The 6998-nt window shown below is 43.4% G+C and carries 2 protein-coding genes and 1 other RNA gene; all 3 read left to right on the plus strand.

Annotated elements, in window-relative coordinates; genetic code table 11:
• Positions 1–284 precede the first annotated feature (284 nt).
• A complete protein-coding gene (gene gltB, locus QZ334_RS06000) occupies positions 285–4868 on the plus strand; it encodes a glutamate synthase large subunit (RefSeq protein ID WP_295232772.1) in 4584 nt (1527 codons plus the stop codon).
• A 113-nt stretch (positions 4869–4981) separates the two neighbouring features.
• An RNA gene (gene ffs / locus QZ334_RS06005) (signal recognition particle sRNA small type) lies at positions 4982–5081 on the plus strand.
• Positions 5082–5248: 167 nt separating this feature from the next.
• Positions 5249–6998, plus strand: a 1750-nt coding sequence (dnaX, locus tag QZ334_RS06010; protein WP_295232775.1) for a DNA polymerase III subunit gamma/tau, incomplete at its 3' end; no start/stop codon positions are given.

Here is a 6998-nt window from a genome sequence, read left to right on the forward strand (position 1 = left end):
GTGTATACAAAAAACAATAGTGATAAAAATGCATAGTCTATGACTTAAAGTCATAGACTATGTTTTTTTTATATTTTCAATTCACAGTGGACAGGAGTATACTATGTATAGACAAAAATTCTATAGAATTTAAAACTTAGATGAGGTTATGGACGGTCACAGCCGATAATATCACTACAGAATGGATTCTTTAGAGGTAGTTTATAGTTTATACTTTCACCAAGACCGAACGGAACGATGCCGCAGCGCTTGGGATGATCAAGTGATATGAAGGAGTGCACGTTATGGATATGAATCAGAGCACAATCGAGCAACAACGTCTAGATCAAGCTAGACTCGAAGCTAATGGTATGTACAGCAGCCAATTTGAAAAGGATGCGTGCGGCATGGGCTTTGTCGTTAATATTAAAGGTAAAAAATCCCACGATATTATCGATAATGGTTTGCGTATTTTAGAGCGCCTTGAACACCGTGGTGGTGCTGGTGCCGATAAGGACACAGGGGATGGTGCCGGTATTTTGGTACAAATTCCTCATGAGTTCTTTAAACGCGAATGCGAAGTGCTTGGTATCAACTTGCCTGCAGCTGGTGAGTACGGCGTAGGTATGGTCTTTGCCCATAAATATGAAAGCCTCCGTAACGAGCAAAAACGCATTTTTGAAGAGGTTGTACGCGAAGAAGGTCAAGTTGTTCTTGGTTGGCGTGAAGTACCAGTAGATGGTACAAAGGTTGGTAAAGAAGCAGCTGCTATTCGCCCTTGGATGATTCAAATCCTCATCGGTAAAGGCCCAGACGTAACTAATAATAAAGAATTTGAACGTAAATTATATATTATTCGTAAATTAGCAGAAAAACGCATTGTTCCATTGAGCAAGGAATTATCTAGTGATTTCTATATTGCATCCTTGTCCTCTAAAACAATCGTATATAAAGGTATGTTAACACCTGGTCAATTGCGTGACTTCTACCTTGATTTGAGTGACCTTGACTTTACATCTGCATTGGCTATGGTTCACTCTCGTTTCAGTACGAATACATTCCCAAGCTGGGCTCGGGCGCATCCTAACCGTTTCTTAGTGCATAATGGTGAAATCAACACAATCCGTGGTAACGTAAACTGGATCAATGCTCGTGAAGGTAAAGCAGAATCTCCATTATTCCCAGATATTAAAAAGGTATTCCCTGTAGTAGATGACAGCGGTTCTGACTCTGCTATGTTCGACAATACTTTGGAATTCTTGCACATGACAGGTCGTTCCTTGCCTCATGCGATTATGATGATGATTCCTGAACCTTGGGAACGCAATAATCTCATGAGCCAAGAAAAACATGACTTCTATGAGTTCAATAGCTTCATGATGGAACCATGGGATGGTCCTGCCGCTATGGGCTTCACTGATGGTACTGTTATCGGTGGCGTACTTGACCGTAATGGTTTGCGTCCTGCTCGTTACTATGTAACAACTGATGATCGCGTTATCATGGCGTCCGAAGTGGGTGTAGTAAACGAAAATGCTGAAAATATTCGCGCTAAAGGTCGTTTGGAACCGGGCAAAATGCTTCTCATCGATACAGAGGAACAACGCATTATTTCCGACGAAGAAATCAAACAACGCGTTGCTACTGAATTGCCGTATGATGAATGGGTAAAAGAGCACGTTATCCACTTGTCTGAAATTACGCAAGCTGATGAAAGCGATATTCCAAAAGTAGACGATTTGTTCAAAAAGCAACAAGCCTTTGGTTATACTCAAGAAGATCTTGTGCGTATGATCGTACCTATGGCGAAAGATGGTAAAGACCCTGTAGGTGCAATGGGTGCCGATGCTCCACTTGCTATCTTGTCTGATAAACCACAATTGTTATACAGCTACTTTAAGCAAATGTTCGCGCAAGTAACAAATCCTCCAATCGATTCTATTCGTGAGGAAATGGTTACATCTACACGCGTTATGCTTGGTAACTCTGGTAACTTAACAGACCCTAATAAAGCTGGTACTTATGCGTTGTCCATGCGTACCCCAATCCTTACAAATCAAGAATTGGCGTCCATTAAGGCTCTTGATTGCCGTCGCATGAAATCTGTTACATTGCCAATCCTCTTCGACCCAACTAAGGGTGCGGATGGCTTGCGTGATGCGTTGAATGAATTGTGCGAAAAAGCAGAAGAAGCAGCACGTACAGAGCAAAATGTATTGATTTTATCCGACCGTGGAGTCGATGAAAATCATGCACCAATTCCAGCGTTGTTAGCTGTAGCAGCTGTTCATAATCACTTAATTAGAAAAGTATTGCGCACAGAAATTGGTCTTATCCTCGAATCTGGTGAACCACGCGAAGTTCATCACTTCTGTACATTAATTGGTTATGGTGTAACAGCCATCAACCCATACTTAGCGCTTGAAACCGTACGTGATTTACAAGCTCGTAAACGCCTTGGCGATATTACTCCTGAACAAGCAGAAAAGAACTACATCAAAGCAGCTGTGGGTGGTATCATGAAGGTTATGTCCAAAATGGGTATTTCTACAGTACGTTCTTATCATGGTGCACAAATCTTCGAAGCTTTGGGCTTGAATACTAACTTCATCAACAAGTTCTTCGTAAATACCCCAACACGTATTGGTGGCATCGGTCTTGGCGGTGTAGCACACGAAGCTTTAGCTCGTTACGAACGTGCTTTCAAATCCGACGAAACTGTACTCGAACCAGGCGGTTGGTATGGTCCTGTAAAAGATGGGGAAGAGCATTTGTTTAACCCTAAGACTATCGATCTTTTACAAGAATCCCTTATCAATGGCGACTACGCTAAATATAAAGAGTATTCTAAAGCGATTCGCAATGATTACCACGTTACATTGCGCTCTTTGATGGAATTGAACTACCCAGTAGGTGGCGGGATTCCTATTGAAGAGGTTGAACCAGAAGAATCTATTGTAAAACGCTTTAAAGCGGGCGCTATGAGTTATGGTGCTATCAGTAAAGAGGCGCATGAAGCGATTGCTATCGCTATGAACCGCCTTGGCTCTACATCTAACTCTGGTGAAGGCGGCGAAGATGTAGCTCGCTTCAAACCATTGCCAAACGGCGACAGCATGAACTCTGAAGTAAAACAAATTGCATCTGGTCGTTTCGGTGTAACTGCAAACTACCTCATTCATGCAAAAGAATTGCAAATCAAATGTGCACAAGGTGCTAAACCAGGTGAAGGTGGTCAATTACCAGGTAAAAAAGTATACCCTGAAATCGGGAAAGCTCGTCACTCCACTCCTGGCGTAGAACTCGTATCTCCACCACCACATCACGATATTTACTCCATCGAAGACTTGGCAGAGTTGATTTACGATTTGAAATGCATTAACAAAGATGCTCGTATTTCCGTTAAATTAACATCTGAAGCAGGCGTTGGTACTATCGCGGCTGGCGTTGCGAAAGCAAAAGCAGATAATATCTTAATCTCTGGTTACGATGGTGGTACAGGTGCGGCAGGTCGTACATCTGTAAAACATGCTGGTGTGCCTTGGGAATTAGGTTTGTCCGAAACTCATCAAACATTGATGCTCAACAGATTGCGTGACCGTGTTAAATTGGAAGTAGACTCCAAGTTGATGACTGGTTTCGATGTAGCTGTTGCGGCTATGCTTGGCGCTGAGTTATTCGGCTTCGGTACATTACCACTCGTTGCTGTAGGCTGTAAAATGGCTCGTGTATGTAACCTCAACACATGCCCTTACGGCGTTGCTACACAAGACGAAAAATTGCGTGCTCGTTTCACAGGTAAACCTGAGTATGTAGAAAACTTGATGATCTTCATCGCTCGTGAATTGCGTGAAATCATGGCTCGTTTAGGCATTCGTTCCGTAGCTGAGCTGGTAGGCCGTATCGATCTTGTTCGTCAAAAATCTCAAGACGATAACTTCAAATTGTCTCGCGTTGACCTTAAACGCGTATTGTTCCACCCATACATCGATGCATCTGTAGGTCATATGCATATGGTTGACCAAGATCACGAATTGGAACGCACATTGGATATGTCCAAACTCTTGCGTATGTGTCGTCCTGCTATCGAAGATCAAAAACCTATCCGCGCTAAATTGGCTATCAATAATATTAACCGTGTAGTAGGTACTTTGGTTGGTTCTGAGGTAACACGTCGTTATGGTGAAAGCGGCTTGCCAGATAACACAATCAAATTGAACTTTGAAGGTTCTGCTGGTCAATCCTTCGGTGCTTTCATTCCTAAAGGTATGACATTAGAACTTGAAGGGGATGCGAATGATTACCTCGGTAAAGGCTTATCCGGTGGTACTATCACTGTATATCCACCTAAGAAATCCATCTTTGAAGCTGATGAAAACATCCTTATCGGTAATGTTGCCTTCTATGGTGCTACATCTGGTACATCCTACATCAATGGTGTAGCTGGTGAACGTTTCGCCGTTCGTAACAGTGGTATCACAGCTGTTGTAGAAGGTGTAGGCGACCATGGTTGTGAATACATGACTGGTGGCGAAGTGCTTGTACTTGGCAAAATTGGTCGTAACTTCGCAGCAGGTATGTCCGGTGGCTATGCGTACATCCTCGATTGCGATGAACGTTATGTAAACACAGGTCTAGTAGAATTACGTCCTGCTAATAATGATGACCTTAAACGCATTAAAGAATTAGTAGAACAACACGTATTGCATACTAATTCCGCTAAAGGCCGTCACATCCTTGAAAACTGGAATAACTTTGTAAACAGATTTACAAAAGTTGTACCTGTAGCATATGAAGAAATGCACGCTGCTATTGAACGCTATAAAGAACAAGGCTTATCCTTGGAAGAAGCTCAATTAGCTGCATTCAAAGAAAAATATGCAAAATAATTTCTAATCTAATTGAATATCCTTTAGATAAGACATATGAAATGCCTCTATAGCTTTGACTATAGAGGCATTTTCATGTATAATATTTGTATTGCAATATTGGATCATGGCAGTTCTCGGGCCTGTGCAATGGGGGCCTGTGAATCGTGTCAGGACTGAGAGGTAGCAGCACTAAGCGGTAACCTTCATGTGCCACGGGGAACCCGGGGGCTGTCGTGATCGAATATTGCAAGGCGGCCTGAGGGGCCGCTTTTTTTATGTCTAATTGATAGATGGGAACAGCGAGGATAAATTACTTATAGAATTCTATAAAATGAGTCAGATTTTTGTGAATATGGTATAATAAAGTATTGTAATTTTCGGAAAAAGGGGGTGTTCCAATGGCATATATTGCGTTATATCGTAAGTACCGTCCGCAGACCTTTACCGATGTGGTTGGTCAGCATCAAGTATCGGATACGTTGATGCGCGCTATCCGCGAGGATAAGGTAGCTCATGCGTATTTGTTTGCTGGTCCGCGCGGAACTGGTAAAACGAGTATGGCCAAGATTTTTGCACGCGCTATCAACTGTGAGCATGGGCCAACGGATCATCCTTGTAACGAGTGTAGTGCTTGTAAATCGATTTTGAGCGGTCAGTCCATGGACGTTCTTGAAATCGACGCCGCATCCAATCGTGGTATCGATGAGGTTCGTGCCCTTCGTGAAAGTGTCAAATTCATGCCTGTTGAGGGCCGTAAAAAGGTGTTCATCATCGACGAAGCCCACATGCTTACGACCGAAGCGTGGAATGCGCTTTTAAAAACTATCGAAGAGCCGCCGGCTCACGTTATGTTTATCTTCGCTACTACAGAAATTGAAAAGTTACCTGTTACTATCGTATCTCGTTGTCAGCGATACACCTTTAGACGGATTACGTCTGACGATATCGCTCAGCGCTTATCCTATGTAGCGGAACAAGAAGGCTTTGGCTTAGATCCAGCAGCGGCACAGCTCATCGCAGTTCATGCAGATGGCGGTTTGCGTGATGCGTTGAGTATCTTAGACCAATGTGCTGGTATGGCAACAGGTACTATTACACCTCAAGTAGTAGAAGAATTGATTGGCCTTGTTAGCAAGGAATGGATCATTCATTTCTTAGATGCCTTACGTAATGGGGATGGCCCCAAATTACTGTCCTATATTCACGATGCGTTATCAGAAGGTCGCGATGCAACGCAGATTATGGAAGCCCTCATTCAGCACGTGCGTGCCTTGCTTGTTGGCAAGGTTGCTCCTGATGCGGATGAGCTCAAGGTATATGATGCCTTTAAAGATGAGTTTTTAGCTCAAGCTGAAAGCATCGATTTTAATGAGCTTAACCAATATGTGCGCAGTGCTCAATCCATCATGAATGATGCAAAACAAGTGGATAATCCACGAACCATCATCGAAATGGGCTTACTCGTTTTATGTGCTAAATTAGGTTCTGTTGATGAAAGCCTAGAAGACCGCGTATATGCATTAGAGTCTTCAGAACGGTCTGAGCGTAACGATTTATTGAACCGCATGGCTCAATTAGAGCAACGAGGTCCAGTGGCTTCTACGCCTGCTTATGGTGCCAATGCATTCGGTCCGCCTAGTGGCTATGCAAATAGCTTTGTTCCTGTAGATCATGCGGCTGTGCAGAATGCTTCCATGAGTAGCGCTCAAACTAGTACTGTTGGTACTGTGCCTCCTCCAAGTGGTGTAGGCATGACACCGCCACCTGCGAGTGTAGGTATGACGCCTCCACCGATGGGATTACCAGGTAGCACACCGCCTCCTATGAATGGAGTAGGTATGGCTCCGCCTCCAATGGGCGGCGTTGGTATGGCACCACCTCCAACTACAAGTAGTGCACCAGAACGACCTGCTAGAAATCAAGCCAAAGGTCGAGGTAAAAAAGGTATTAGTACACAGGCTATCATTAGTGATCAAATCTTGTCTGCTCAAGAGTATCGAAATATACAGTCTAATGTCATTAAATACTTGAAGGACAGCAATCGGAATATGACCTCCACCGTTATCGGTCAAGGTCAGCTTGTCTACGTAGACCAAAGCAAGGCGGTTATGGCCTTCAAAAATACATTGCACCTCAATGTAATGACCA

The sequence above is a fragment of the Veillonella sp. genome (assembly GCF_019414865.1).
Lineage (GTDB): Bacteria > Bacillota > Negativicutes > Veillonellales > Veillonellaceae > Veillonella.

Bases quoted from the DNA above. Each gene is read 5' to 3' on its own strand.
- gltB (WP_295232772.1), top strand. From the start codon at position 285: ATGGATATGAATCAGAGCACAATCGAGCAACAACGTCTAGATCAAGCT.